This is a genomic window from Antiquaquibacter soli (genome assembly GCF_030580675.1).
Lineage (GTDB): Bacteria > Actinomycetota > Actinomycetes > Actinomycetales > Microbacteriaceae > Rhodoglobus > Rhodoglobus soli.
In genome coordinates, this window is record NZ_JAUQUB010000001.1 from 1,689,338 (window position 1) to 1,713,100 (window position 23,763).

The 23,763-nt window shown below is 70.6% G+C and carries 18 protein-coding genes; 6 read left to right on the forward strand and 12 right to left on the reverse strand.

The features are described 5' to 3' along the window. Position 1: 1 nt before the first annotated feature. From Q5716_RS08330 to Q5716_RS08345, 4 genes are read left to right on the forward strand one after another with little or no spacing between them, the layout of a single operon-like run. Entirely contained in the window at positions 2-2,980 is a 2,979-nt protein-coding gene (locus tag Q5716_RS08330; protein WP_305002609.1) for an FtsX-like permease family protein, read from the forward strand. After that, the gene (locus Q5716_RS08335) at positions 2,977-5,646 is read left to right on the forward strand and encodes an FtsX-like permease family protein (protein WP_305002610.1); all 2,670 of its coding nucleotides are present in this window, start codon (positions 2,977-2,979) and stop codon (positions 5,644-5,646) included. The genes Q5716_RS08330 and Q5716_RS08335 overlap by 4 nt, the downstream gene beginning before the upstream one ends. Further along, on the forward strand, positions 5,643-6,545 hold the full coding sequence (locus tag Q5716_RS08340) for an ABC transporter ATP-binding protein (protein ID WP_305002611.1): 903 nt from the start codon (positions 5,643-5,645) through the stop codon (positions 6,543-6,545). The genes Q5716_RS08335 and Q5716_RS08340 overlap by 4 nt, the downstream gene beginning before the upstream one ends. Beyond that, positions 6,542-7,252: an ABC transporter ATP-binding protein gene (locus Q5716_RS08345; protein WP_305002612.1), complete on the forward strand. Its 711-nt coding sequence runs from the start codon at positions 6,542-6,544 to the stop codon at positions 7,250-7,252. The genes Q5716_RS08340 and Q5716_RS08345 overlap by 4 nt, the downstream gene beginning before the upstream one ends. Here the strand turns inward: Q5716_RS08345 and Q5716_RS08350 are convergent. From Q5716_RS08350 to Q5716_RS08370, 5 genes are all read right to left on the reverse strand, one after another. Beyond that, complete coding sequence (locus Q5716_RS08350) at positions 7,249-8,154, reverse strand: carbohydrate ABC transporter permease (RefSeq protein WP_305002613.1); 906 nt, start codon at positions 8,152-8,154, stop codon at positions 7,249-7,251. The two genes, Q5716_RS08345 and Q5716_RS08350, sit on opposite strands and share 4 nt — an antisense overlap. Then, entirely contained in the window at positions 8,151-9,059 is a 909-nt protein-coding gene (locus Q5716_RS08355) for a carbohydrate ABC transporter permease (RefSeq protein WP_305002614.1), read from the reverse strand. Before Q5716_RS08355 ends, Q5716_RS08350 begins: the two co-directional genes overlap by 4 nt. Positions 9,060-9,123: 64 nt before the next feature. Further along, entirely contained in the window at positions 9,124-10,479 is a 1,356-nt protein-coding gene (locus tag Q5716_RS08360; protein WP_305002615.1) for an ABC transporter substrate-binding protein, read from the reverse strand. A gap of 59 nt (positions 10,480-10,538) precedes the next feature. Continuing rightward, on the reverse strand, positions 10,539-12,212 hold the full coding sequence (locus tag Q5716_RS08365; RefSeq protein ID WP_434056595.1) for a glycoside hydrolase family 13 protein: 1,674 nt from the start codon (positions 12,210-12,212) through the stop codon (positions 10,539-10,541). A 106-nt stretch (positions 12,213-12,318) separates the two neighbouring features. Further along, positions 12,319-13,323: a LacI family DNA-binding transcriptional regulator gene (locus Q5716_RS08370; protein WP_305002616.1), complete on the reverse strand. Its 1,005-nt coding sequence runs from the start codon at positions 13,321-13,323 to the stop codon at positions 12,319-12,321. Positions 13,324-13,394: 71 nt separating this feature from the next. Here Q5716_RS08370 and Q5716_RS08375 point away from each other — a divergent pair, with 71 nt between their 5' ends. Beyond that, positions 13,395-14,213, forward strand: a complete 819-nt coding sequence (locus Q5716_RS08375; RefSeq protein ID WP_305002617.1) for a UbiA family prenyltransferase — start codon at positions 13,395-13,397, stop codon at positions 14,211-14,213. Here the strand turns inward: Q5716_RS08375 and Q5716_RS08380 are convergent. Genes Q5716_RS08380 through Q5716_RS08390 form a run of 3 tightly spaced genes read right to left on the reverse strand, consistent with a single transcriptional unit; the run spans position 14,178 to position 17,057 of the window. Next, positions 14,178-15,560, reverse strand: a complete 1,383-nt coding sequence (locus Q5716_RS08380) for an MFS transporter (protein WP_305002618.1) — start codon at positions 15,558-15,560, stop codon at positions 14,178-14,180. The two genes, Q5716_RS08375 and Q5716_RS08380, sit on opposite strands and share 36 nt — an antisense overlap. A gap of 28 nt (positions 15,561-15,588) precedes the next feature. After that, on the reverse strand, positions 15,589-16,233 hold the full coding sequence (locus Q5716_RS08385; RefSeq protein WP_305002619.1) for an esterase/lipase family protein: 645 nt from the start codon (positions 16,231-16,233) through the stop codon (positions 15,589-15,591). Continuing rightward, complete coding sequence (locus Q5716_RS08390) at positions 16,230-17,057, reverse strand: alpha/beta fold hydrolase (RefSeq protein WP_305002620.1); 828 nt, start codon at positions 17,055-17,057, stop codon at positions 16,230-16,232. The genes Q5716_RS08385 and Q5716_RS08390 overlap by 4 nt, the downstream gene beginning before the upstream one ends. A 23-nt stretch (positions 17,058-17,080) precedes the next feature. Here Q5716_RS08390 and Q5716_RS08395 point away from each other — a divergent pair, with 23 nt between their 5' ends. Continuing rightward, positions 17,081-18,313, forward strand: coding sequence for an FAD-binding protein (locus Q5716_RS08395; protein ID WP_305002621.1), 1,233 nt, complete (start codon positions 17,081-17,083; stop codon positions 18,311-18,313). Here the strand turns inward: Q5716_RS08395 and Q5716_RS08400 are convergent. The 4 genes from Q5716_RS08400 to Q5716_RS08415 all read right to left on the reverse strand — a co-directional run bounded on the left by Q5716_RS08400 (position 18,310) and on the right by Q5716_RS08415 (position 23,745). Next, positions 18,310-19,260 carry an LAVTG motif-containing sortase-dependent surface protein gene (locus Q5716_RS08400; protein ID WP_305002622.1) on the reverse strand — a complete coding sequence of 317 codons (951 nt, stop codon included), beginning with the start codon at positions 19,258-19,260 and terminating at the stop codon, positions 18,310-18,312. The two genes, Q5716_RS08395 and Q5716_RS08400, sit on opposite strands and share 4 nt — an antisense overlap. Before the next feature lie 18 nt (positions 19,261-19,278). Continuing rightward, positions 19,279-20,247 carry a hypothetical protein gene (locus Q5716_RS08405; RefSeq protein ID WP_305002623.1) on the reverse strand — a complete coding sequence of 323 codons (969 nt, stop codon included), beginning with the start codon at positions 20,245-20,247 and terminating at the stop codon, positions 19,279-19,281. Between the two features lie 73 nt (positions 20,248-20,320). After that, positions 20,321-22,813 (reverse strand): DEAD/DEAH box helicase, encoded by a 2,493-nt coding sequence (locus tag Q5716_RS08410; protein ID WP_305002624.1) that lies wholly within the window; start codon positions 22,811-22,813, stop codon positions 20,321-20,323. Continuing rightward, a complete protein-coding gene (locus Q5716_RS08415) occupies positions 22,813-23,745 on the reverse strand; it encodes a nucleoside hydrolase (RefSeq protein ID WP_305002625.1) in 933 nt (310 codons plus the stop codon). Before Q5716_RS08415 ends, Q5716_RS08410 begins: the two co-directional genes overlap by 1 nt. Between the last annotated feature and the right edge of the window lie 18 nt (positions 23,746-23,763).

Sequence of the window (23,763 nt, forward strand, 5' to 3'; positions counted from 1 at the left end):
AGTGCATCCAGCCCGGCTCGCGGCCCGGGGCATGGCTGCGCAGGCTCCCCTCCTCGCGGCCATCGGGGCGATCGTGCTCGTCGTGACAGGGCTCCTGGCGGGCATCCCGCGCTTTCTCGAAGCGGCATCGACGGCGAGCGCTCGAGCCGCCCTCGAGTCGGCGGATGCCACGGACGCGGCCGCGCGCGCGCAAGTGCGGCTGTCCTCGGATGCCGCGGCGCAGTCGGCCGCGATGGACTCCGTCCTCGACCCCCTGCTCGAGGGCGTCGACGCGGAGGTGCTGCGGTCGGTGCAGTCCGACGCCGTGACGGTCGCACTCCCGGACGGCCGGGAGGCGGGCATCCGATTCCTCGCCGACCCGCTCGCCGCAGCGCGCATCGATGTCGCGGAGGGCGCCTGGCCGAGCGACGGGACGGCGCTCCCGGAAGCGCTCGCCGCCGAGCTCGGCCTCACCGTGGGCGACGTGCTCGCCGTCGGCGACCACGAGCTGACGGTCTCGGCGCTGTGGGAGCCCATCGATCCCGGGGCGCCCGCGTGGTTCGGCACCGACACAGAGGCCGCGCTCTTGTCGGAGGCGGACCTCGTCGCGCTCGACGTGAATCCCTTCGCGGTGTGGACGCTTCTCCCGGAACTCGACTCGCTGGATGCCGCCCGGGTCGGCGGACTCGGCGTGGCTGCTCGATCGTGGGAGGCGGCGATCCGCGCCGACTCCGAGCTCGCTCGCGGCGGGGTCCTCTACGCCGGCGGACTTGCGGATACTGTCACCACGATCGAGCGGGCGATCGCCTCTGCTCGCGGCGTGTCCCCGCTACCGCTCGTCGTCGTGGGAGTCGTCGGCGCTATCGCGCTCGCGCAACTGACCCGGCTGCTGACGGCAGTGCGATCGGCCGAGACGCTGCTGCTTCGAGCGCGAGGGCGCTCGCCGCGGTCCGCCGCGCTCGCGGCTGCACTCGAGAGCGCCGTCATCGGCATCCCGGCCGCTGCGCTGGGCGCACTGCTCGCGGTGCTCCTTGTGCCGGGGCCCTCAGCGCTGGGGAGCGCCCTCACCGCGATCGGCGTCGTCGCCGCCGCGGTCCTCATCGCGACGGGGTTGTCGGCGGCGGCCGCCCGCTCTGCTCGAGCTCCCGGTCGCGCCGCCCTCGGAGGATACGTCGCTGCCGTGGTCCTCGCCGCGGTCGCGGCGGGTCTGGGCCTGTGGCGGCTGCGCCTTCTCGGGTCGCCGGTGATCGCGACCCCTGACGGTGGTACCGCCGTCGACGGCCTCGCCGTGCTCGCGGCCCCGCTCGGAGTGCTCGCCCTCTCGCTCGTCGCCGCCGCCGCGCTGCCGCTCGCGTTCTCCGCTGGCGAGCGGCTCGCCGCCCGTTCGCCGAGGCTCGCTCCGACGCTCATCGCCCGCCAGCTCGCGCGGCGCCCCGGCGAGTTCGCCGTACCGGTCGTGCTGACCGCCCTCGCCGTCGCCTCCGCCGTTCTCGCCTCCTCGTACTCGGCGAGCTGGGCGGACCTCACCGAACGCGCCGGAGAACTGCGCAACGGCGCCGCACTGCGCGTGCAGCTCGCCGGCGCCAGCACCGTCGGCGGTGCGGCGACCATCGCGAGCTCGCCGCGCTTCGCCCTCGACGACGCCTCGGCCGCTCCCGTCCTCGTCGCGCCGACCGAGTCCGGCGAGGACGAGGTGACCCTCATCGCCCTCGCCGGGAGCGACCTCGACGTCGTCTCGCCGCTCGGCGGAGAGCTCGACCGGGCTGCGCTCGCGGCCGCGATCGCCACGCCGAGCGCAGGGGCGGAGCTGGATGCCACCGCGACCCGCTTGTCGGTGCGGGCGAGCGTCTCGACGACACCCCTCGATCCCGGAGCACCTCTCGCCCCGCGACAGGGCGAGCTGTCGCTCACGGCCTGGGTGTCGGATGCGCAGGGTGCACTCGCGCGGCTCGCTCTCGATGACGACGGGTCGGGTGTCCTGTCGACGGCGCTCCCGGAGGGGGTTGCCCCGTGGACGGTCGTCGCGATCGACGCGGCCGTGGCCACCGGCCCCATCCCCGCTCGGTACGCGGCCTCCGTCGAGTTCGACGACGCGGAGACCCCGGCGGACTGGGTCGTGCAGTCCGAGGCGGGCACGCCGGCCGACCCGGGAGCGGGTCTCGGCTTCGTGCTGACGGCAACGGAGCCGTCAGCACCGCTCACGGTGCGACTCATGGCCCCGGCCGGGGACTCCCCCCGCCTCGCCGTCTCGGCGGCGTTCGCCCACCGACTCGGCCTGGACGAGGGCAGCCCTGTGCGCTTGCGGTTCGCCGGGAGCGGGCTCGCCGTCGAGGGGGTCGTGTCGAGCATCGTCGCTCAACTGCCCGGTACGACGGAGGCCCTCACCGCCCTCGTCGACCTGCGGGCACTGACCGACTCGGTTCTGCGGGTCACCTCGAGCGTGCCAAGACCCGACCAGATCTGGATCGACGCCGACGACCCGGTGGCCGCCGCCGCGGCGCTCCAGCCCGTCCTCCCGAGCGGCGCGGTGCTCACGACGGTCGAGTCGGGATCGGGTCAGGAGCTCCAGCGACCCGTGGTCGCGGCTCTGTGGATCGGGGCGGCCGGATCGCTCCTGCTCGCTGCGGCCGCCGCAATCGCGGTCTCGGTGGCTCTTCTGCGATCCCGGCGCGGTGAGACCGTCGCGCTCCGGGCGATAGGGATGCGCGACCGCGACTCCTCGACCGCGCGCGGCGTCGAGCTCGTCCTCGTGCTCGTCCTCGGCGCTCTCGCGGGCACCGCCGCGGGCCTTGTCGTCGCGCAGCTGACCGTCGGGGAGCTCGCGAGATCCGCGGTGCTGGATGCCCCGCGATCTCTCCCCGCCCCGGTGCTCCTCGACGTCCCGGCGCTCTCCGTCGCCGTCGCCGTCGTCGCGGTCCTCACCGCGGCCACCGCCGCCGTGACGAGCTCGGCAGTTCTCGCGATGGCGAGACGGTCGACCGGCCGGGAGGTGGACGCGTGACCGCGCCGTCGCGCGCGCGGCTCGGTCCCGCGCGCCTCGTCGTGCGCCAGGTGGCAGCGGCGCCCGCGGCCACGCTCGCCGTCGCGGCGATCGTGCTCGTGTCATCCCTCGCGGCGGCGCTCGCGCCCCGAGCGCTCGACCGCGTGTTCACCGACGAGCTGCGCTACGGCGTCAGCAGCGTCGCCGCCACGCAGCGCGACCTCATCGGTACGACGATCGGCGCCCCGCCGACCGGGTTCGAAGCGCAGCTCGACGCCCTCCGAGCAGACATGGGCGACGTGCTGCGCGCGAGCGCCGGCGCAGCGGGATTCGTCTCGAGGACTCCCGCCCTCGGAGCGATCGCGGACGCCCCGCTTCCGGACGCGCCGATCACCCTCCTCTCGGTCGCGATCGACCCAGCCGTCGCCGACCGCATCACCGTCGTCGAGGGCGCGGCGCCCGAGCCCGTGACGCCCCTCGAGTCCGGGGGTTTCGAACCGATCTCGTTCGTGCTGTCGACGGAGTCGGCCGACGCGATGCGCTGGTCGGTCGGCGAGGTGCGGACCGTGCGCGCGACGGGAGGAGCGTCGCAGCAGTTCGTGCTCTCGGGCATCGTCGAGGCGGTGGATCCCGACAGCGACTACTGGTCGGTGACCACCTCCGTCCTGCAGCCGGAGCTCTTCGACGATGGCAACAGCACACCGACGGTGACCGCGACCGGCTTCGTGAACCCGAGCGCGACCGCGGCGGCGTGGGCGGTCATGGGGTCCCTCTCGACGACGGCCTGGTTCTCGCTCGACCCGGCCGGCCTGAGCTTCACCCAGTCGACCGCCCTCCTCCAGGATCTGCGGCAGTTCACGAGCTCCACCCACGACATCGCCGGGGACGGCCAGGAGGGCGAGCTCTCGTTCCTGAGCTTCTCGACCGGCCTCCTGCCCGCGCTCGAGCGGGCCGAGGGCCGGGCCGCGTCGACGGTCGCGGTGCTCTCGATGGCGATCGCCGGCCCGCTCGGCGTGGTGCTCGCGGTGATCGCCCTCGGATCGCGCGCGATCCTCGAGCGCCGCAGATCCGGGATCACCCTCGCGTCGGCCCGGGGTGCCTCCCCCGCTCAACTGCGTGGAGCGCTCGCCCTCGAGGGACTCCTTGCCGGTGTTCCGGCGGCGGCCCTCGGGATGCTCGGCGCCGCCCTGCTCCTGCCTGCGCCCGTCGGGGTCGAGGCGACGGTCGTACCCGTCGCGCTCGCGCTCGCCCCTGCCGTCCTCCTCGCCGCCCGTGCCCCGGCTCGGGGTCTGCGGATCGAGCGTGCCGACCTCGAGCCGGGTCGCGGCAGCCGAGCCCGGCTCCTCGGGGAGGCCGTGGTCGTCGGACTCGCCGTCGCCGCGGTGATCGTCGTCCTCCAGCGTGGCGTGGCATCCGGCGGTCCGGCGCTCGACCCGTTGATCGCCGCCACTCCCCTGCTGCTCGCCCTCGCCGTGTGCGTCGTGGTGCTCCGGGTCGCCCCGTACCCGCTGCAGGCCCTCGCGGGCGCGCTGCGGACACGCGCGGGGCTCACCGGTTTCCTCGGAGCGACGCGCGCCGTTCGAGACCCGGCCGCGTCGGTCGCGCCGGTGCTCGCCCTCGTCGTGGGGGTCTCGGTCGCCGTGTTCTCCGGAGTGCTTGTCTCGACGATCGACTCGGGCGTCTCGAGCGCCGCCCGCGGCGTCGTCGGGGCCGACCTTCAGGTGCGCGGACCCGTGTTCGACGAGACCCGGCTCGAGGCGATCGCGAGCCTCCCCGGCGTCGCGGCGATCTCGGGCGTCGACGACGCCGGGCCGGCCGTCCTCGCGTTCGGCGGCGATCGCCGCACCGTCACCGTCCTCGTCACCGACCTCGCGGGTCTCCGAGAGCTCCGCGGCGAGTCGGCGGTGCCCGCGGGAGCGGAGAACGGCTCCGCCGAGCCGGTTCCCGCGATCGTGTCCGCCGACCTCGCCCTCGAGATCGGCGATCAGCAGCCGAGCCTCGAGGGAGACGCGCTCGAGGTGGTGGCCGTGGGGTCGCCGGACGACGGCGTGGGCATCCCGACGAACTGGGTGATGATCGACGCCTCGGCGTCGCTCTCCGTTATGGGGGTGGAGTTCCGGCCGCGAACGGTGCTCATCGGCCTCGACCCGGGAGCGGACTCGGCGGACGTCGCGAGCGCGGTGTCCGAGCAGAGCGGCCCCGGGGTGCTGTCGAGCGATCCAGCGTCCGTCGCCGAGGCGCTCCGAGCATCCCCCGCCGTCTCGGGTCTCGGATCAGCTCTCGTCACGGCCCTGATTCTCGCGGCGGTCCTCGCGGCGATCGCCGTCGTCATGACGGCCGTCGTCGGCGCGCGATCGAGAACGCGGATGCTCGCTCTCCTCGCCACGCTCGGCCTGCCGCCCCGCGGCTCCCGCGCGCTCGTGGCGTGGGAGCTCGCCCCCGTCGGACTCGGCGCGGTTATCGCAGGGACCGCGCTCGGACTAGCGCTGCCCTGGATCGTGCTCGGGGGCGTCGACCTGCGCCCTTTTACCGGCGGATCGCGACAGCCGACGATCGTGATCGACCCGGGCCTCGTGCTGCTCCTCGTGGGCGGCTTCGCAGCCCTCGCTGCCGTCGCCGTGCTCGTCGCGGCGTCAGTCGGGCGCCGGACGAGCACCGCGGCGGCGCTCAGGATGGGAGACGAATGACCACCGAACCGGACATCCTCTGCACCGACCTCGTGCGGATCTTCACCGCGAAGGGAGTCGAGGTGCAGGCGCTGCAGGGGCTCACGCTGCGCGTCGACCCGGGCGATCTCGTCGCCGTTGTCGGCGCCTCGGGCTCGGGCAAGTCGACCCTCCTCTCGATCCTCTCGGGCCTCGACACCCCGACGGCCGGCTCCGCGAGGGTCGCGGGCACCGATCTGCTCGCTATGACCGGACGGGAGCGGGTCGACTACCAGCGCCATACCGTCGGCTTCGTGTGGCAGCAGACGGCCCGCAATCTCCTGCCGTACCTGACTGCCGTGGAGAATATCTACGCCGCCATGATCGTGGCGAGGACGCGCTCTCGGGATGCCCGTGCCGCCGAGCTCCTCGACCTGCTCGGCATCGCCGACATCGCCGACCGCCGCCCCGGCCAGCTCTCCGGCGGCCAGCAGCAGCGCGTCGCGATCGCCGTCGCCATCGCCAACTCGCCGCGGGTGCTCCTCGCCGACGAGCCCACGGGCGAGCTCGACGAGGCGACGAGCGCCGACGTGCTCGGCGCCATCGAGCACGTCAATCGGGAGCTCGGGGTGACGACTCTCATCGTCACCCACGACCCGAGCGTGTCGCGCCATGTGCGCCGCACGGTGCAGATCCGCGACGGCCGCACCTCCACCGAGGTGCTGCGGCGCGTGTCTGTCGACGAGTCGGGCCGGGAGCAGCACCACGCGGAAGAGTTCGCCGTGCTCGACCGGGTGGGCCGGCTGCAGCTCCCGCAGGACTTCATGGCGAGCCTGAGCCTGCGCGACCGCGTGCGGCTGTCGCTGGAGGACGATCACATCGGCGTCTACCCCGATGCACCCCCGGTCCGGCCTTCCGACCCGGAGGAGGACGAGCGATGACGACCCTGCGCGCGGAGAATCTGTCGCGGACGTTCCGGAGCGAGGCCGGCGACGTGCACGCGCTCACGGATGTCTCCCTCGAGGTCTCCTCGGGCCAGCTGCTCGTCGTCCGCGGGCCGTCGGGCTCGGGCAAGACGACCCTCCTCACCCTCCTCGGCGGACTCGACCGGCCCACGTCCGGCTCCGTTCAGCTCGACGGGACCGACTTCGCATCGCTCTCGGAGGACGCGCTCGCGGACGTCCGCTCCCAGCGGCTCGGCTACGTCTTCCAGGGGTTCGGGCTGATCCCCGTGCTGTCCGCGGCCGAGAACGTCGAGGTGCCGTTGCGCATCCTGCGCGTACCGCCAGTGGAGCGCGACGCCCGGGTCGCCGAAATGCTCGACCGCGTGGGCCTCGGCGGGCACGCCGAGCAGCGTCCCTACGAGCTCTCCGGCGGGCAGCAGCAGCGGGTCGGACTCGCACGGGCCCTCGTGGCGCGACCGGGCATCCTGCTCGCCGACGAGCCGACCGGGCAGCTCGACAGCGCGACGGCCGCAGCGATGATGGACCTCATGGTGCGGCTCGTGCACGACGACGGGATCGCGGCCGTCGTGTCGACGCACGATCCGGCTCTCGCTCAGCGGGCCGACGCGGTTCTGGAGCTGCACGACGGCTCGGCGGTCGCCGACGGTCGACACCACGGCCGCCACGTCGCGCCCGAGCTCTAGCCCTTCACCGCCCCGCCGAGCCCGGCGCTACGCAGAAAGACCCGCTGGAACACGAGGAACAGCACGATCGGGATGATCGTCGAGATCGCGAGCGCGGCGAGGAACACGTCGAGCTCGACCTGGGACTGGATGGCAGGCAGCCGAACCGACAGAGGCTGCACCCGCGGGTCGGGCAGCACGAGCGAGGGCCACAGGTAGTCCTTGAGCGCGGCGATGATCGCGAACACCGACACGACGCCGAGGATCGGCCGCGACATCGGCAGCACGATCGACCAGAACAGTCGAAACGGCCCCGCGCCGTCGGTGCGCGCCGCCTCGAACACCTCGCGCGGGAGGCTGTCGAAGAAGCGCTTCACGAGGAGGATGGTGAAGGCGTTCGCGGCCGCCGGCAACCAGACGGCGAAGTAGTTGTTCAGCAGGGAACCGCCCGTGACGGGGCGGACCACGGTGAGATAGAGCGGCACGAGCAGGACGACGGACGGGATGAACAGAGTCGCGAGCACGGCGCCGTTGAGCACCTTCCAGTACCGGGGCTTGAGCACTGAGAGCGTGTAGCCGCCGGTCGTCGCCACGAGCAGGGTCATGAACCACGACCCCACCGCGATCACGATCGTATTGAGGAAGTACTGGTCGATCTGCACGTCGATCCACGCCTGGGAGAGGTTGGCCCAGTCGATGCCGTTCGGGAACAACGCGAGCGGCTGCTGGATGGTGTCCTGAGTGGGGGTGACGGCAGCCTTTGCGAGCCAGAGGATCGGTCCGAGCCCCGCGACGACGAGGCCGACGGCGAGGACGACGTGCACCGCGGTCATCCCGATCCGCACGCCGCCGCGGCGGCGGTCGAAGGCCGAGAGGATGCCGCGATCCGCTTCCAGTTCGGGGGCGGGGGTTCGGCGGCTCATGAGGCGCTCCACTTGTCGGTGAGCTTGAAGTAGACGAACGACAGCAGCGCGAGCACGATGGCGAGGAGCACGCTCAGCGCCGTCGCCTCGCCGTAGTTGCCGCCCAGGCTGTTCTGGAACGCGTAGCGATAGATGAGCAGGAGCACGGTCACTGTCGCGTTGTTCGGTCCTCCCCCGGTGAAGAGGAACGGCTCGAGGAAGACCTGCGCGGTCGCGAGCACCTGAAGGATCAGCATGATGAAGATGACCCCGCGAAGCTGCGGCAGGGTGACGTGCCAGATCTTGTGCCAGATCGAGGCGCCGTCGACCTCCGCGGCGTCGTAGAGCTCCGGCGGCACGCTCAGCAGCGCGGCCAGGTAGATGATGATGCTTCCGCCTGCCGCGGCCCAGGTCGCCTCCAGCACGAGCGAGGGCATCGCCGTGGCCTGAGCCTGCAGCCACGGCTGCGGCGGGATGCCCGCCCACCCCAGGACCGAGTTGAACACCCCGGTGGGGCTCGCGTCGTAGAAGAACTTCCACAGCAGGACCGCGACGACCGGCGGGATGATCACGGGCAGGTACGCGAGCGCGCTGTACACGCCCTTGCCGCGGCGCACCTCGCTCATCAGGACCGCGAGCAGGATCGGCAGCGGGAACCCGAAGACGAGCGCCAGGGCGGCGAAGTAGAGAGTGTTGACGACGGCTGTGCCCAGGAGGGGGTCGGAGAGCACTCGGACGAAGTTGTCCAGCCCCACCCACTCGGACGTGATGAGATTCGTCTTCTGCAGGCTCATCACGAACGACTGCACGATCGGCGACCAGCTGAACACGGCGAAGACGAGCACCATGGGCAGGGCGAAGACGAGGGTGGACAGGCCGCCGCCCCGGAGCCAGGTGGCCGGGGTGCGCTTGGGGGTGCGGGTCATGAATTCCTCCGAGGGATGCCGGGTGGCGGCGCGAGGGGCCGCGTCGCCACCCGGCTGTCGTGCGCTACTCGTCGAGCAGGGCCTGGGCGTCGGCGTCCGCCTTCGTGAGGAGGGCGTCAATGTCGGCGTTCTGGTCGGTGAGCACTGCCTGCACGACCGTGTCGAGGAGCGCGTAGATCTCCTGCGTCTTGCCCTTCGGCTCACCCACGGGGGTCTGCTCGAAGATGCCGTCGAAGAAGCCGGTCATCTGGTCGAGCGGCACGTTGATGAGGTCGGCGATCCACTCGCGCGACTCGAGGTAGGTCTCCTGGTCGAGCACGGGGAGCACGGGGGTGCCCACGGCCTGTCCGCTGTCGACGAGGGTCTGGGCATCCAGCACCGCCGCGTCCTTGTTGAGGAGCTTCTGCATGTAGTACCAGTCGATCCACTTCACGGCCGCGGCCTTCTCGGCCTCGGAGACCGTGGGGCTCACGACGGCGATGTCGCCGCCGCCCAGGACCCCCGCGTCGTCGCCCTCGAGCGGGATGACCGTGAGCCCGTAGACCGCGGGGTCGAGCGAGAAGTCCCGCACGAGTGCCGTGTAGACGTCCGAGCCCGAGGTGTACATGCCGATGTTGCCGGCGGCGAACTCCTGGTTGATCGTGCCCCAGTCGAGCAGGAAGTTGCTGCCCATCGAGTTGTCCTCCCACCGCAGGTCGTGGAGGAACTCCAGGGCGGCGACGGTACCGGGGTTGTTGATCGTCGAGGTGTAGCTGCCGGTCGTACCCTCCTGGGTACGTCCGCCGTGCGCGATCGTCGCGGCGGTCAGCTGCCAGCCGCCCGTGTTGTTCATCGACATCTGCGCGAAGCCCGCCTTGCCGGTCGCCTCCGAGATCGCCTTCGCGGCCTCGCGCACCTCGTCCCACGTGGTCGGCGGGGCGTCGGGGTCGAGGCCCGCCTGCTCGAAGAGGTCGCGGTTGTAGTGCAGGCCCATGGCGTAGGCCTGGCGGGGGAAGCCGAAGATGTTGCCGTCGGCGTCCTGCACCTGCTCGAGGATGATCGGGTTGAACTTGTCCGCGTAGCCGAGCTCCTCGACCTCCGCGGTGACGTCCATGAGCTGGCCGTTCTCGAGCAGCGTCTTCGAGTCGGTGAACGGAACCGTGAACACGTCGGGGAGGCTGCCGCCCGCGAGCTGGACCGCGAACGTCGGCCCCTCCCACTCGTACTCGACCCCGATGATGTCGATGTCGGGGTTGGCCTTCTCGAACTGCTCCTCCTGCGCGGCGAACGCCTCGTAGGCCGCGGCGTCGGCGCCGGGCGGGAAAGTGGCGACGCGCAGCTCGGTCTTGCCGCTGCTGCTGCCCGCCGAGCAGGCGGCGAGGGAGGCGACGAGCCCCACTGCGGCGAGGGAGGCCGCGAGGGCCTTCGATCGTGACTTCATTGTCTTGCCTTTCTGGTGTGTGTGACGCGGGGTGGTGCGGGTCTCGGGACGGTGCCGGCTCAGGGAGCCAGCCACGCCGCGGAGTCCGGGGGCAGCTCTCCGTCTCCGGCGAGCTGGGCGCTGCCGAGCAGGAGGGTTCCCCGCCCGGACAGATCGAGGGGCCGGTCGGAGAGGTTCGCGATGCACACGAAGCCGCTCCCCCGGCGGAAGGCGAGCACGCCCGGCTCGGAGTCGAGCCAGTCGAAGCCGCCGGTCGAGAGGTCGGCGGTGCGCCGACGGATGCCGAGAGCCGCCCGGTACAGGGACAGCATCGAGTCCGGGTCGGCTTCCTGCTGCTCCACCGTGTACTTCGCCCAGTCGGCCGGTTGCGGCAGCCACGGGTCGCTCGAGCCGGTCGGCGAGAAGCCGAACGGGGCCGCGGTGCCCGACCAGGGCAGGGGAACGCGGCATCCGTCGCGGCCCGGGTCGATTCCCCCGGATCTGAAGTGCATCGGGTCCTGCCGGGCACCCTCGGGAAGGTCCTCGACCTCGGGGAGCCCGAGCTCATCGCCCTGGTAGAGGTAGAGCGAGCCGGGCAGCGCCGCCGTGAGGAGCGCGGCCGCCCTCGCCCGGCGGGTGCCGAGCGCGAGGTCGGTCTGCACGCCGAAGCGCTTGCTCGCGAACGAGAACGACGAGTCGACCCGGCCGTAGCGGGTGACCGGGCGAGTGACGTCGTGGTTGGAGAGCACCCACGTCGAGGGCGCGCCGACGGGGGCGTGCGCGGCGAGCATCTCGTCGATCGACTGGCGCAGTTGATCGGCGTCCCAGGGCCGGGCCATGAAGTCGAAGTTGAAGGCGGTGTGCATCTCGTCGGGTCGCAGGTAGTTCGCGAACCGCTGCGGGTCGGGCATCCATACCTCTCCGACGAGCACGCGGGTGCCCGGGTAGGAGTCGGCGACCGCGCGCCACGAGCGGTAGATGTCGTGCACCTCGTCCCGGTCGGTGTTGGGATGCTCCCCCGGCCCGGGATTCTCGGGAACCTCCGGCAGGGCGGGATCCTTCACGAGAAGGGCGGCGGAGTCGATGCGGACTCCCGCGACGCCCCGGTCGAACCAGAACCGCAGCACGTCCTCGTGCTCGCGCCGCACGTCGAGGTGGTTCCAGTTGAGGTCGGGCTGCTCGGGGGTGAACAGGTGCAGGTACCACTCGCCGTCGGCGGTGCGGGTCCACGTCTCACCCTGGAAGTTGGAGATCCAGTCGGTCGGCCGCCGCTCGCCGGCCTCGCCCCTCCCCGGCCGAAACCAGAAACGCTCGCGCTCGGGTGATCCCGGTCCGGCAGCGAGGGCGGCGCGGAACCACTCGTGCTCGCTCGAGACGTGATTCGGGACGATGTCCACGATGGTGCGGATGCCCAGCTCGAGGGCCTCCGCGATGAGCGCCTCCGCGTCCCGGAGCTGCCCGAACGCCGGGTGGATGGCGCGGTAGTCGCTCACGTCGTAGCCGCCGTCGGCGAGCGGGCTCGCGTACCACGGGGTGAACCAGAGCGCGTCGACGCCGAGGTCGCGGAGGTAGCCGAGTCGCGACCGTACGCCGGCGAGGTCACCGGTGCCATCGCCGTCGCCGTCGGCGAAGCTGCGCACGTACACCTGGTAGATGACGGCGGTGCGCCACCAGTCCGGGTCGGTGGTCGGCGGCGAGACGACGGGCGCCACGGGAGGCTCGGTCGCGGTCTCGGCGAGGACGGGTGCGTCCACGGGGGCTCATCTCTGTGTCAACGCCAGTGTTGGCAGTGCGGTCGAGATGAAAAGTAGCTTTTGCTACAAGAAGATGCAAGAACTAAACAAAATGCAAGAAATTGCGTCAGCTTGCAGGGCCGGTGGATCCCCGAACCACCAGCTCCGGCTCGAACAGATACTCATCGGACGCCGTACCCGTACCCGCGATCTGGCTCACGAGGAGCTCGATCACCATTCGCCCCATCGGCTCGATGGGCTGGCGCACCGTCGTGAGTGGCGGGTCTGTCGCGTTCATGAGCGCCGAGTCGTCGAAGCCGATCACCGACACGTCGTCCGGCACACTCAGTCCCGCGCGGCGCACTGCCCGGATCGCCCCGAGCGCTATCGGGTCCGACATGCAGATGATTCCGGTCACACCCGACTGGAGCAGCCGAGAGGTGGCCGCCTGCCCAGCCTCGAGAGAGTAGTGGGAGTGCACGACGCGGTCGTCCGGGAGGGGCATCCCCGCCCGCTCAGCAGCGCGCCTGGCGGCCGCGAGCTTGCGCTGCGAGGGGACGTGGTCCGGCGGTCCGAGCACGAGCCCGATGCGGTCGTGTCCCAGTTGGCGCAAGTGGTTCCAGGCCTGCTCGGTCGCCACGGCGTCGTCTGTCGACACGGTCGCGAACTCCAGCTCAGGCACCGGGGCGTTGACGAACACCGTCGGCAGTCCGAGCTCGGCGAGGCGCACGTAGTGGTCGTGGGGAGCGTTCTGCTGGGTGTATTGACCGCCGACGAACACGACGCCCGAGACCTGCTGGGTGAGGAGCAGATCCACGTAGTCGGACTCGGAGATGCCGCCCGCGGTCTGGGTGCACAGCACCGGTGTGTACCCGTTCTGGGCGAGCGCGGCGGCGAGCACCTCGCCAAACGCTGGGAAGATAGGGTTCTGGAGTTCGGGAAGGAACAGGCCGACGAGTCGGGCGCGCTCGCCGCGGAGCTTCGTCGGCCGCTCGTATCCCAGGACATCGAGGGCCGTGAGCACCGTCTGCCTCGTGGCCTCGGACACGCCGGGCTTGTTGTTGAGAACCCGGCTGACCGTGGCCTCGCTGACCCCTACCTTTCGCGCCACTTCGGCGAGTCGCTTCGACATGGCACCACGCTAACGCAAGAACTTCGCAATCCATGCAAATTCTTGCAAAACCGGGCCGCTACGATAGCCGGATGCTCGCCCTCGCGCGCTCGACGCACCCCGCTCCGACCCTCGGAGTGACCCTCATCGCCGCCGTTCTCGGCGTGGCGAGCGGACTCGAGCCGTGGCGGGTCGCCGTCCTCGCGGCCGTCATCCTGTTCAACCAGCTCTCCGTGGGGCTCTCCAACGACTGGCTCGACGCCCCGCGCGACCGTCGCGTGGGCCGCACGGACAAGCCGATCGCGACGGGCGAAGTGCCCGAACGGGTGGCGCGGGCATGGGCGTTCGGCACGGCAGCCGCGTCGATTCTCACCTCCCTCGCTCTCGGGTGGCCGGCCGCCGTCGCGAACCTGGTCTTCCTCGGCGCGGGCTGGGCGTACAACCTGGGACTCAAGTCGACCCCCGTCTCCGTGCTCCCCTATGCCCTCGGCTTCGGCGCGCTCCCCTTCGTCGTCACCCTCTCCCGCCCTGACCCCGCCGCGGCGACGTGGTGGGCCGCCGCCGCGGGGGCACTCCTCGGCGTCGCCGCGCACTTCGCCAACGTGATCCCCGACCTCGAGGACGACCGCGCGACCGGCGTGCGGGGCCTGCCGCACCGGATCGGCGCGCAGGCGAGCGGCGGTGTCGTCGCCGTGGCGCTGGCCGCGGCATCCCTGCTGCTGGTGCTCGGACCCGGCGATCCCGACCCACTGCGCCTCGCGGGACTCGGGCTGAGCCTGGCAATCGCCGTAGCGTGTGCCGCGCTCGTCGTTCGGCGATCCTCGAGCCGAGCGGCGTTCCTCCTCACCATCGCCGCGGCCCTCGTCGCCGTGCTGCTACTGCTCGGCTCCGGGACCCGCGTCCTCGCGTGACCCGCGGGCCGGATTGCGGATGCCGATGAGGCTCACGAGGCCGCCGACGACGAACAGTGCCGCCGTCACGATCAGAACCCGGTGGAACGACTCCACGTCGAGGGTTGTCGCGATGATGATGCCGAGCAGCGCGATCGCCACGAGCCCCGCGACGCGGGCCACGGCATTGTTGACCGCCGAACCGATCCCGGACTGCTCGGCGGGAACGGCTCCCAGAATCGCGGCAGTGAGCGGTGCGACGGTCATGGAAATACCGACCGAGAACACGAGCACCCCCGGAAGCACTTGTGTCCAGTAATCGACCTCGGCGCCCATGCTCAGGAATAGCAGATGCCCGACGCCGGCGAGGAGCGGGCCGACGGTCATGAAGAAGCGCGGGCCGAAGCGGGCGCTGAGCCCGCCGAACACTCGTGACAGGAGGACGTTGGCGATCGACACGGGCAAGAAGGCCAAGGCGGCGAGCGTGGGTGGGAAGCCCGCGACCTGCTGCAGGTAGATGACGACAATGAAGCCGCTCACCGAGAGCGCGGCGTACACGAAGGCCGTGGCGATGTTGCCCGCGGAGAAGTTGCGCTCGCGGAACAGGCTGAGCGGCAGCATCGGCGATGCAGCGCGAGACTGCCACCACAGGAATGCCGCGAAGCTCACCACGCCCACGATGAAGGGGACCAGGATGACGGGACTCCCCCACCCGAAGTTCTGCTGCTCGATGAGAGCGAAGACCGGTCCTCCGAGTCCCACCACCCCGAGGATCGCGCCCAGTACGTCGACGCGGGCGCCGGGGCGGCGCTCGTCGCGATGCCCGAGTGCGGCGAGCAGTACGAGCGTCACCGTGATCGGGATGACGTTGATCGCGAAGACCCACCTCCAGCTCAAGAACTGCACGAAGAGACCCCCGAGGAACGGGCCGGCGAGAAACGCCGCGCTCGTCCAGGCCGTCCACGAGCCGATCGCCCGGGCCTGCGCGCCCCCACGGAACGTCGAGGTAATGATGGCGAGCGAGCTCGGCACGAGGAGCGCGCCGGCGACCCCCTGCAGAGCGCGGAGCACGATGACGAGCTCCGCGCTCGGCGCGACGGCGATGAGCACGGAGGCCACTCCGAATCCGATGAGCCCGGCCCGCAGGATCACGATGCGGCCGAACAGGTCGGACAGCGAGCCGGCGAGAAGGATGAGTGAGCCGAGCGTGATGAGGTAGGCGTCGACGACCCACTGCTGGGTGCTGAGTCCGCCGCCGAGCTCCTCCCCGAGCGCTGGGAGGGCGACGTTGATCACCGATCCGTCGAGGAAGGCCACGAACGAGGCGAGGACGGCGATGACGAGGACGAGTCGCTCCGAGCGGGTCATCCTGCCATTCAACACCCGCCCGCCGACCTCATTCGAGGGCGGTCTCGATCGCGCGCAGCACGCGCTCGTCGCTGAGGATGCGGAAGTGCCCCGTCGTCGGTATTTCGATGTTCACGGCGCCCTCGAGGGCGCTGCCGCCCGGGATGTGCGGATCGAAGGCGGGGTAGATCGAGACGATTCGGGCGTTGGATGCGACATCCGCTGCGAGCTCGAGGAGCGCATCGTTCGAAGGACGGAACTCCCTCAGCGCCCGGCCCGGGAGATAGTTGGCATAGACCGAGCCGGAGAACGGCGTCGCGATCGCGATGAGCCGCTCGACGCGGGGGTGCGCGAGCAGCCGCTTCCCCACGAGGCCGCCCTTGCTGTGCGCAACCACGACGACGTGCTCGAGGCCGTGCGCGTCGAGGTAGTCGCCGGCGATCGCCGCGACATCCGCGACGCTCGCCCGGTTGTAGCCGATCTCGCGCGCGACGTGCACCGGGTGCCCTGCCCGGTTGAGCCGCCGACCGACGCCGCGGAGGAAGTACCACGGCTCCCACACTCCCGCGATGAGCAGCACGGGCGCGCTGTCCCCGTTCGAGAAGGAGTCGGGCACGCGGCGGATGAACAGCGCGCGCCACTGGTGCCACGCGACGTACCAGTAGTCCAGGGACCAGAGCCAGTAGCGCGTCACGACCGCTCCGCGAGCTGCGCGTGCTCGGCGATGAGCTCCGCGACGCGCACCGGATCGGTGTGCATGACGACGTGCGGGCCCACGACCGTCTCGAACCGCGCGTCGGGCAGGAGTGCCGTGACGCGCGCGCACCACTCGTCCGAGACGATCGGATCGGCGTCGCCGCGCATCACGAGGGTGCGCGCGGCCACCTGCGGGAGCCTCTCCTCGATGCGGTCTGCGAGCAGGTGCCTCATCTGCGCGAGGGCGAACGGCAGCCCGCAGCGCACCCAGTACTCCCAGATGTTGAGCAGGACGACCGTGGGGGGCTCGCGGGTCCCATCGACGACGAGCCGCCCGACCGCGCTCCAGAAGGTGCGGCGCTGCGGCTCGAGAGTGGGCGCCATGAGCACGATGCGGTCGGAGACCTCGGGATGGTCGACCGCGAGCTGCGAGACCACCTGCGAGCCCCACGAGTGACCGACGAGCACGGGGTTGCGCATGCCGGCTTCGGATAGGAATGCGCCGAGTACCGCCGCGTGGTCGGCGATCGAGACATCCCGTCGCGGATCGGGTGCCGCGCCGTGGCCCGGGAGGTCGACGAGGTAGACCTGGCCGAGCTGTGACAGCCGCGCGGCCGCGGGCGTGAAGTAGCGGGAGGAGACGGCGACGCCGTGGACCAGGACGAAGTCCGGGCCGGGGACCGGCGGGCCGGGGAAGCGCTGCACGACGATCGTGAGGTCGTCGAACCGGCGGCGGCTCGTGAAGTACGTCGCGCCGTCGACTCGGCGGATGCGGTAGCTCGACTCGGGACGCGCGAGCATCCTTCTTCGCACCCGGGGCATCGCCCAAGTCTAGGCTGGGGCTCATGACCGTCGGCTTCAACTGGTCGGGCCACCACGAGTTCCGGGCCCGTACCGTCCACCGTCCGCGATCGCTCGAGGAGCTGCAGGAGGTGGTGGCCCGGGCCCCGCGCATCCGGGCACTGGGCAGCCGCCACAGCTTCTCGGACATCGCCGACTCGGCCGAGCTCGTGAGCCTCGAGGCGATGCCTGCGGCGATCCGCATCGACGGGGAGAGCGAGACGGTCTCGCTCTCCGGCGGGGTGCGCTACGGCGACCTCGGCCCCGTGCTCCAGTCCGCGGGCTGGGCGCTGCGCAACCTCGCGTCGCTCCCGCACATCTCCGTGGCGGGATCGATCGCGACCGGCACCCACGGCTCCGGCGATCGCAACGGCACCCTCAGCCGCGCCGTGTCGAGCATCGAGTACGTGCTGGCCGACGGAAGCCTGCGGACGATCTCGCCCGTCGACGACGACTTCGACGGCGCCGTCGTCGCGCTCGGAGCCCTCGGAGTCGTCCACCGCATCACCCTGGATGTCGAGCCGACCTTCGACGTGCGCCAGGACGTGTACGAGGGGCTCACCTGGTCGAGCCTCCTCGACAACCTCGAGGGCGTGTTCTCGCGCGCCTACAGCGTGAGCGTATTCACGAACTGGTCGGGCGACGACGTGGGCCGCGTGTGGCTCAAGTCCGTCATCGGGGAGCGCCGACCGCCGCAGTCGCTGTACGGCGCCTCGCCCGTGCTCGCGCCGCGTCATCCTCTCGCCGACATGCCGACCGAGAACACCACCCAGCAGGGCGGCGTGCCGGGTCCGTGGATCGAGCGACTGCCCCACTTCCGGCTCGAGTTCACCCCGTCCAACGGCGACGAGCTGCAGTCGGAGTACCTCGTGCCCCGCCGCTACGCCGCCGAGGCGCTCGTCGCGGTGCGCTCGCTCGCCGATCGCATCGCCCCGCACCTGCACGTCACCGAGCTGCGGACGATGGCGGCCGACTCGCTGTGGTTGAGCGGTGCCTTCGAGACGGATGCCCTCGGCATCCATTTCACATGGAAGAAGCAGCCCGAGCACGTGCTGCCCCTGCTCCCCGTCATCGAGGAGGCGCTCGCCCCCTTCGACGCCCGCCCGCACTGGGGAAAGCTGTTCCACGACGTGAGGCGCGAGCTGTACCCGCGCCTCAGCGACTTCGTGGACCTGGCGGGCCGGATGGACCCGTCAGCCAAGTTCAGGAACGAGTTCCTGGACCGGTTCCTGTTCTAGGCGGTGCGGCGCCGCATCACGAGCACCGCGCCGCCGAGCACGAGGAGCGCGAGGGCACCAGCCGCGATCGGTGCGACCTCCGAGCCGGTCGCCGCGAGAGCGACGGGAGTGCCGGGGACGATCAGCAGCGACTCGATGTACACCGGCTCGCCCGCCACCGTCGTCAGGTCGGAGTAGACCGTCGCGTCGATCGCCGACAGGGAAAGGCTCCACAGGCTCGAGTCATAGCCGTCCGGGTAGTCGAAGTCGACCTCGAGCCACAGGGTTCCCGCTTCGTCGAACTGCAGCGAGTACGTGTAGTAGTTGTTGTCCTCCTCGTTGGGGAAGACAATCGGACCGAGGTCGACGACGGAGCCGTCGGTGACGTCGACCTGGTAGAGCTCGTTGGAGTCATCGACGGCGTAGAACCCGCCGGTCACGCTGTCCCACGCGAACGCGTAGGTGTCGTCGACAGTCTCGCCGACATACGTCACGATGGCCGTCTCCAGGTCGATCGAGAACAGCCTGCCGTCGCTCAGCGCGAAGGCAGACCCGTCACCGCCGATCGCCATGGCCTGCACCTGCGGGAACTCCGGGAACTCGTTGTTGGGGAAATAGAACTCGGCGATCGTGCCCGAGAACCCCGTCGTGACGTCGATCGTCGCGAGAGCGCTATAGCCCATGTTCGTCTGGATGTAGTACGAGACACCCGTCGCGGGATTGTAGGCGGCTTGGTACGAGCATCCGTAGTTCTCGCTGTCGCTCGTCGTTCCAGCGCCGATCTCCGTCATGACCGCGCTGGGGGCGTCGACGCCGTAGAGCTGCCAAGCAGGGACGTCGTCGCACGCCAGGGCGTAGAGCGAGTCACCAGGGTCGATCGCGTTGCCTGCTGCGGATGCGGGTGCCGCGGCGATCAGGGAGAGCCCGACGATCGACGCTCCGGCGAGCAGGGCGGGGATGCGCTTCATGTGTCTTGTCCTTGACGGTTAGGCGGTACGTCGACGAACGGCACCGACAGCGATCGCTCCGAGAAGCAGGAGCGCTGCTCCACCTGCGGCGATCGGAGCACTGTCGACTCCGGTCGCCGCGAGTGCGGGAGCCGGAGTGCCCGGAATGATCAGCAGCGACTCGGTGTAGAACGGGTCGTCCGTGAAGACGCCCGAGTACACCGGGGCGGTGAAGGTGTCGAACGTCAGGCTCCAGAGCGTCGCCTGGAAGATGCTGTTGCCCGACTGATCCACCTCGACCCACAGCGTTCCGGCCTTGTCGAACTGGAGCGAGTACACGCGCCAGGTGTAGCCGTCCTGCGGGAAGACGATCTCCCCCAGGTCGACGGTGGATCCGTCGGTCACGTCGATCTGGTAGACCTCGTTGAGGTAGGTGATGCCGTAGAAACCACCGGTCTTCGAATCCCACGCGAACGAGTACATGTCGGGCTCGGTTTCGCCGACCGGCGTGACGAACGCGGTCTCGAGGTTGAGCTCCCACAGGGAGCCGTCCGCGAGCGCGTAAGCAGCGCCGTCGCCCCCGATGGCGATCGAGTCGACGTCGATGTACTCGGGGAACTCGCCGTTGTTGTAGTAGAAGCCGCCGATCTGCGTGCTCTCGCCGGTAACGACATCGACGGACGCGAGCGCCTCGTCGTAGCCGAGGTCGTCGACGTCGTCAAACCACTGCAGGTAGTAGGACTTGCCTGTCGCGGGGTTGTATGCCGCCTGGCCCGCGCACGAGTCGAGGTCCGCGTCGTAGCCATCACCGTCGCCGATCGGAGTCGAGAACGCGGTGGTGGAGTCGACGCCGAACAACTGCCAGTCGTTGTAGACGTTGTCGCAGTTGAGGGCGTAGAGCGAGTCACCGGGGTCGATAGCGTTGCCGGCGGCGGATGCCGGGGCCGCAGAGGCGAGAACGAGGAGACCCGCGGCGGACGCGGCGGTCAGGACGGCGAGCGACTTCATGGAACTCCCAGGTTGCGGTGCTAGGGGTGCGACAGTTTCGCCCACTATACCGGACGCTGAAGTCTTTTCGCGATTAGAGCATCCCCACGTGCGTCACGCGAACCGCCGCTGTCCCCCTCTCGGCGGACTCCGCGAGATCGATCTCGGCGCTGATGCCCCAGTCGTGGTCGCCCTGCGGGTCGTCGAAGGTCTGGCGGACCTCCCAGCGGTCGGGATGCTCGACGATCCGCAGGAGCGCCGGGCCGCGGGCATCCGGTCCTGTCGGAACCGCCCCGTGCGCGTCGAAGTAGGGGTCCATCGCGTCGGCCCACGCGTCGGCGTCGAACCCCGATGCGGCATCGAGCTCGCCCAGCGCCTCCCAGTCCTCGAGGGCCGCGAGCTGCACGCGCCGGAAGAGCTCGTTGCGCACAAGCACCCGGAACGCTCGCGGGTTCGAGAGCACCGACGCCGGCTCCGGCGGCAGCACGGGCGCGCCCGGCTCCGCCGACGGATTCACGAGCGCCTCCCACTCGTCGATGAGACTCGAATCGACCTGGCGGACGAGCTCCCCGAGCCACTCGATGAGGTCGCGGAGTTCGTCGGTCTTGTCATCATCGGGGATCGTCTGGCGCGCGGCGCGGTAGGCGTCCGAGAGATAGCGCAGCACGAGGCCCTCGCTGCGGGCGAGCCCGTAGTAGCCGATGTAGTCCGCGAACGTCATCGCTCGCTCGAACAGGTCGCGCACGACGGACTTGGGACTCAGGGCGAAGTCGCCGATCCACGGCTGGCTGGCGCTGTACGTCTCGAACGCGGCATCCAGCAGCTCCTCGAGCGGCTTCGGCCACGTGACGGCCTCGAGCAGCTCCATGCGCTCCTCGTACTCGATGCCCTCGGCCTTCATCGCGGCGACCGCCTCGCCGCGCGCCTGGAACTGCTGCTGGGACAGCACCGGCCGCGGGTCGTCGAGGGTGGCCTCGAGCACGGAGATCATGTCGAGCGCGTAGGTCGGCGACTGAGGGTCGAGGAGTTCGAACACGGCGAGCGCGAACGGCGAAAGCGGTTGGTTGAGGGCGAAGTTGGGCTGCAGATCCACGGTGAGCGCGATGCGGCCGTCAGCATCCTGGGTCACGACGCCCGCGGTGCGCAGGGTGCGGTAGATCGCGAGGGCGCGGCGCGCGAGAGCGAGCTTGCCGTTCCACGACTCGTGGCTGGAGAAGATGAGATCGCGCATGTCGGAGAACGCGTCGCCGCCGCGAGCGATCACGTTGAGAATCATCGAGTGGCTGACCTGCATGTGCGACGTGAGGGTCTCGGGTGCCGCCGCGATCATCCGCTCGAAGCTCGTCTCGCTCCACGACACGAAGCCCTCCGGGGGCTTCTTGCGCACGATCTTGCGGATCTTCTTGATGTCGTCGCCCGCCTTGGCGACGAGCTTCGCGTTCTCCGCCTCGTGCTCCGGCGCCTGCGCGACGACGGTTCCGGCGGTGTCGTAACCTGCGCGTCCCGCCCGGCCCGCGATCTGGTGGAATTCGCGCGCGGTGAGCTGGCGCATCCGGGTGCCGTCGAACTTCGTCAGCGCGGTGAGTAGCACGGTGCGGATCGGTACGTTGATTCCGACGCCGAGCGTGTCGGTGCCGCAGATGACCCGCAGCAGCCCGCGCTGGGCGAGCTGCTCGACGAGGCGCCGGTACTTGGGGAGCATGCCTGCGTGGTGCACGCCGATGCCGCTGCGGATGAGCCGGCTGAGGGTCTGGCCGAACGTCGTCGTGAACCGAAACGATCCGATCGCGTCGGCGATCTCGTCGCGCTGCTCGCGGCTGATGACCTTGATGCTCGTCATAGCCTGGGCCCGCTCGAGCGCGGCCGCCTGGGAGAAGTGCACGATGTAGACGGGCGACTGGCCGGTGTGGAGCAGTTCTTCGACGGTCTCGTGCACCGGGGTGAGCGCGTAACTGTAGTGCAGCGGCACGGGCCGCTCGACGCCCGTGATCTGGCTGGTGGGCCTCCCGGTGCGCGCCGTGAGGTCCTCCGCGATGGCGGACATGTCGCCGAGCGTCGCCGACATGAGCAGGAACTGGGCCCGCGGGAGCGTGAGCAGCGGCACCTGCCACGCCCAGCCCCGGTCGGGGTCCGCGTAGTAGTGGAACTCGTCCATCACGACCTGCCCGATCGCGGCGTCGGCCCCGTGGCGGAGGGCGAGGTTGGCGAGGATCTCCGCCGTGCAGCACACGATCGGGGCATCCGCGTTCACCGAGGAGTCGCCCGTGACCATCCCGACGTTCTCCGCACCGAAGATCTCGACGAGCGCGAAGAACTTCTCGCTCACGAGCGCCTTGATGGGCGCGGTGTAGTAGGTGCGCTGTCCCTGGCCGAGCGCGACGAAGTGCGCCGCGACGGCGACGAGCGACTTGCCCGTGCCAGTGGGCGTGCTCAGGATGACGTTCGCTCCCGCCGCGAGGTCGAGAAGCGCCTCCTCCTGCGCCGGATACAGCTCGAGTCCACGGGACTCGCTGACCCAGTCGATGAAGGCCGGCCACGCGGCATCCGGGTCCCACGGTCGCGGGAGCGCGTCGAGGAGCGAGGCCATCAGGTGGAGTGCGCCGCGGCCACCCGCGCGTAGACGGACTCGACGTAGGCCCAGAAGCCCGGCACGTCGAGCCGCGTCGGAACCGTCGCGTTGGGAAGGGCCGGATCGAAATCGACGACCGTCATCCCCGTCGTGAACTCGCCTTGCGTCTCGATGTCGACGCGCGCGGGCCGGGACTCGAAGAGGTCGGGGCGCGCGACGTAGGCGACGGCGCAGACGTCGTGCACTGCTTGGCCGTCCCAATCGGGAACGTTCGGGTTGAAGTAGAACGTCGAGAGCGGCACGATCAGCTCGTCGGCGAGGGCGCCGAGCGCCGTGAACCGCTCGATGACGCCCTTGTTCGCCTGCGCCTGCAACGTGAGGTCGAGGCCGACCATCGTGACATCCCAGTCGGCGTCGAACACGATTCGCGCGGCCTCCGGGTCCGCCCAGATGTTGAACTCCGCCGCCGGGGTCGCGTTGCCGCGGGAGTAGGAGCCTCCCATGATCGTGAACGAGGCGACCCAGCGGGCGAGGGCGGGCTCGCGCTCGACCGCGAGCGCGATGTTGGTGAGCGGGCCCGTCGCGACGAGATGGATGGTGCCGGGGCGGGCCCGCACCGTCTCGATGATGAAGTCGACCGCGTGGCCGTCATGCGCCGGCAGCGTCGCGGGCGGCAGGATGACGCTGCCCAGGCCCCCGGCGCCGTGCACGTGGGCGGCGTCGCGGGCCGCCCGAGTGAGCGGCTGCGCCGCCCCGGCCACCACGGGGACCGCGGGGAAGCCGAGGTACTCGCGCAGCTCGAGCGCATTCTTCGTGACGGTCGCGAGGTCGACGTTGCCCCCGACGGTCGTGACTCCCACGAGGTCGAGGTTCGGGTCGCCGTGCGCGAGCAGGATGGCGAGTGCGTCGTCGAGACCGGGGTCGCAGTCGAGCAGGAGCTGTCGGGCCATGGCTCAAAGCTACAATCT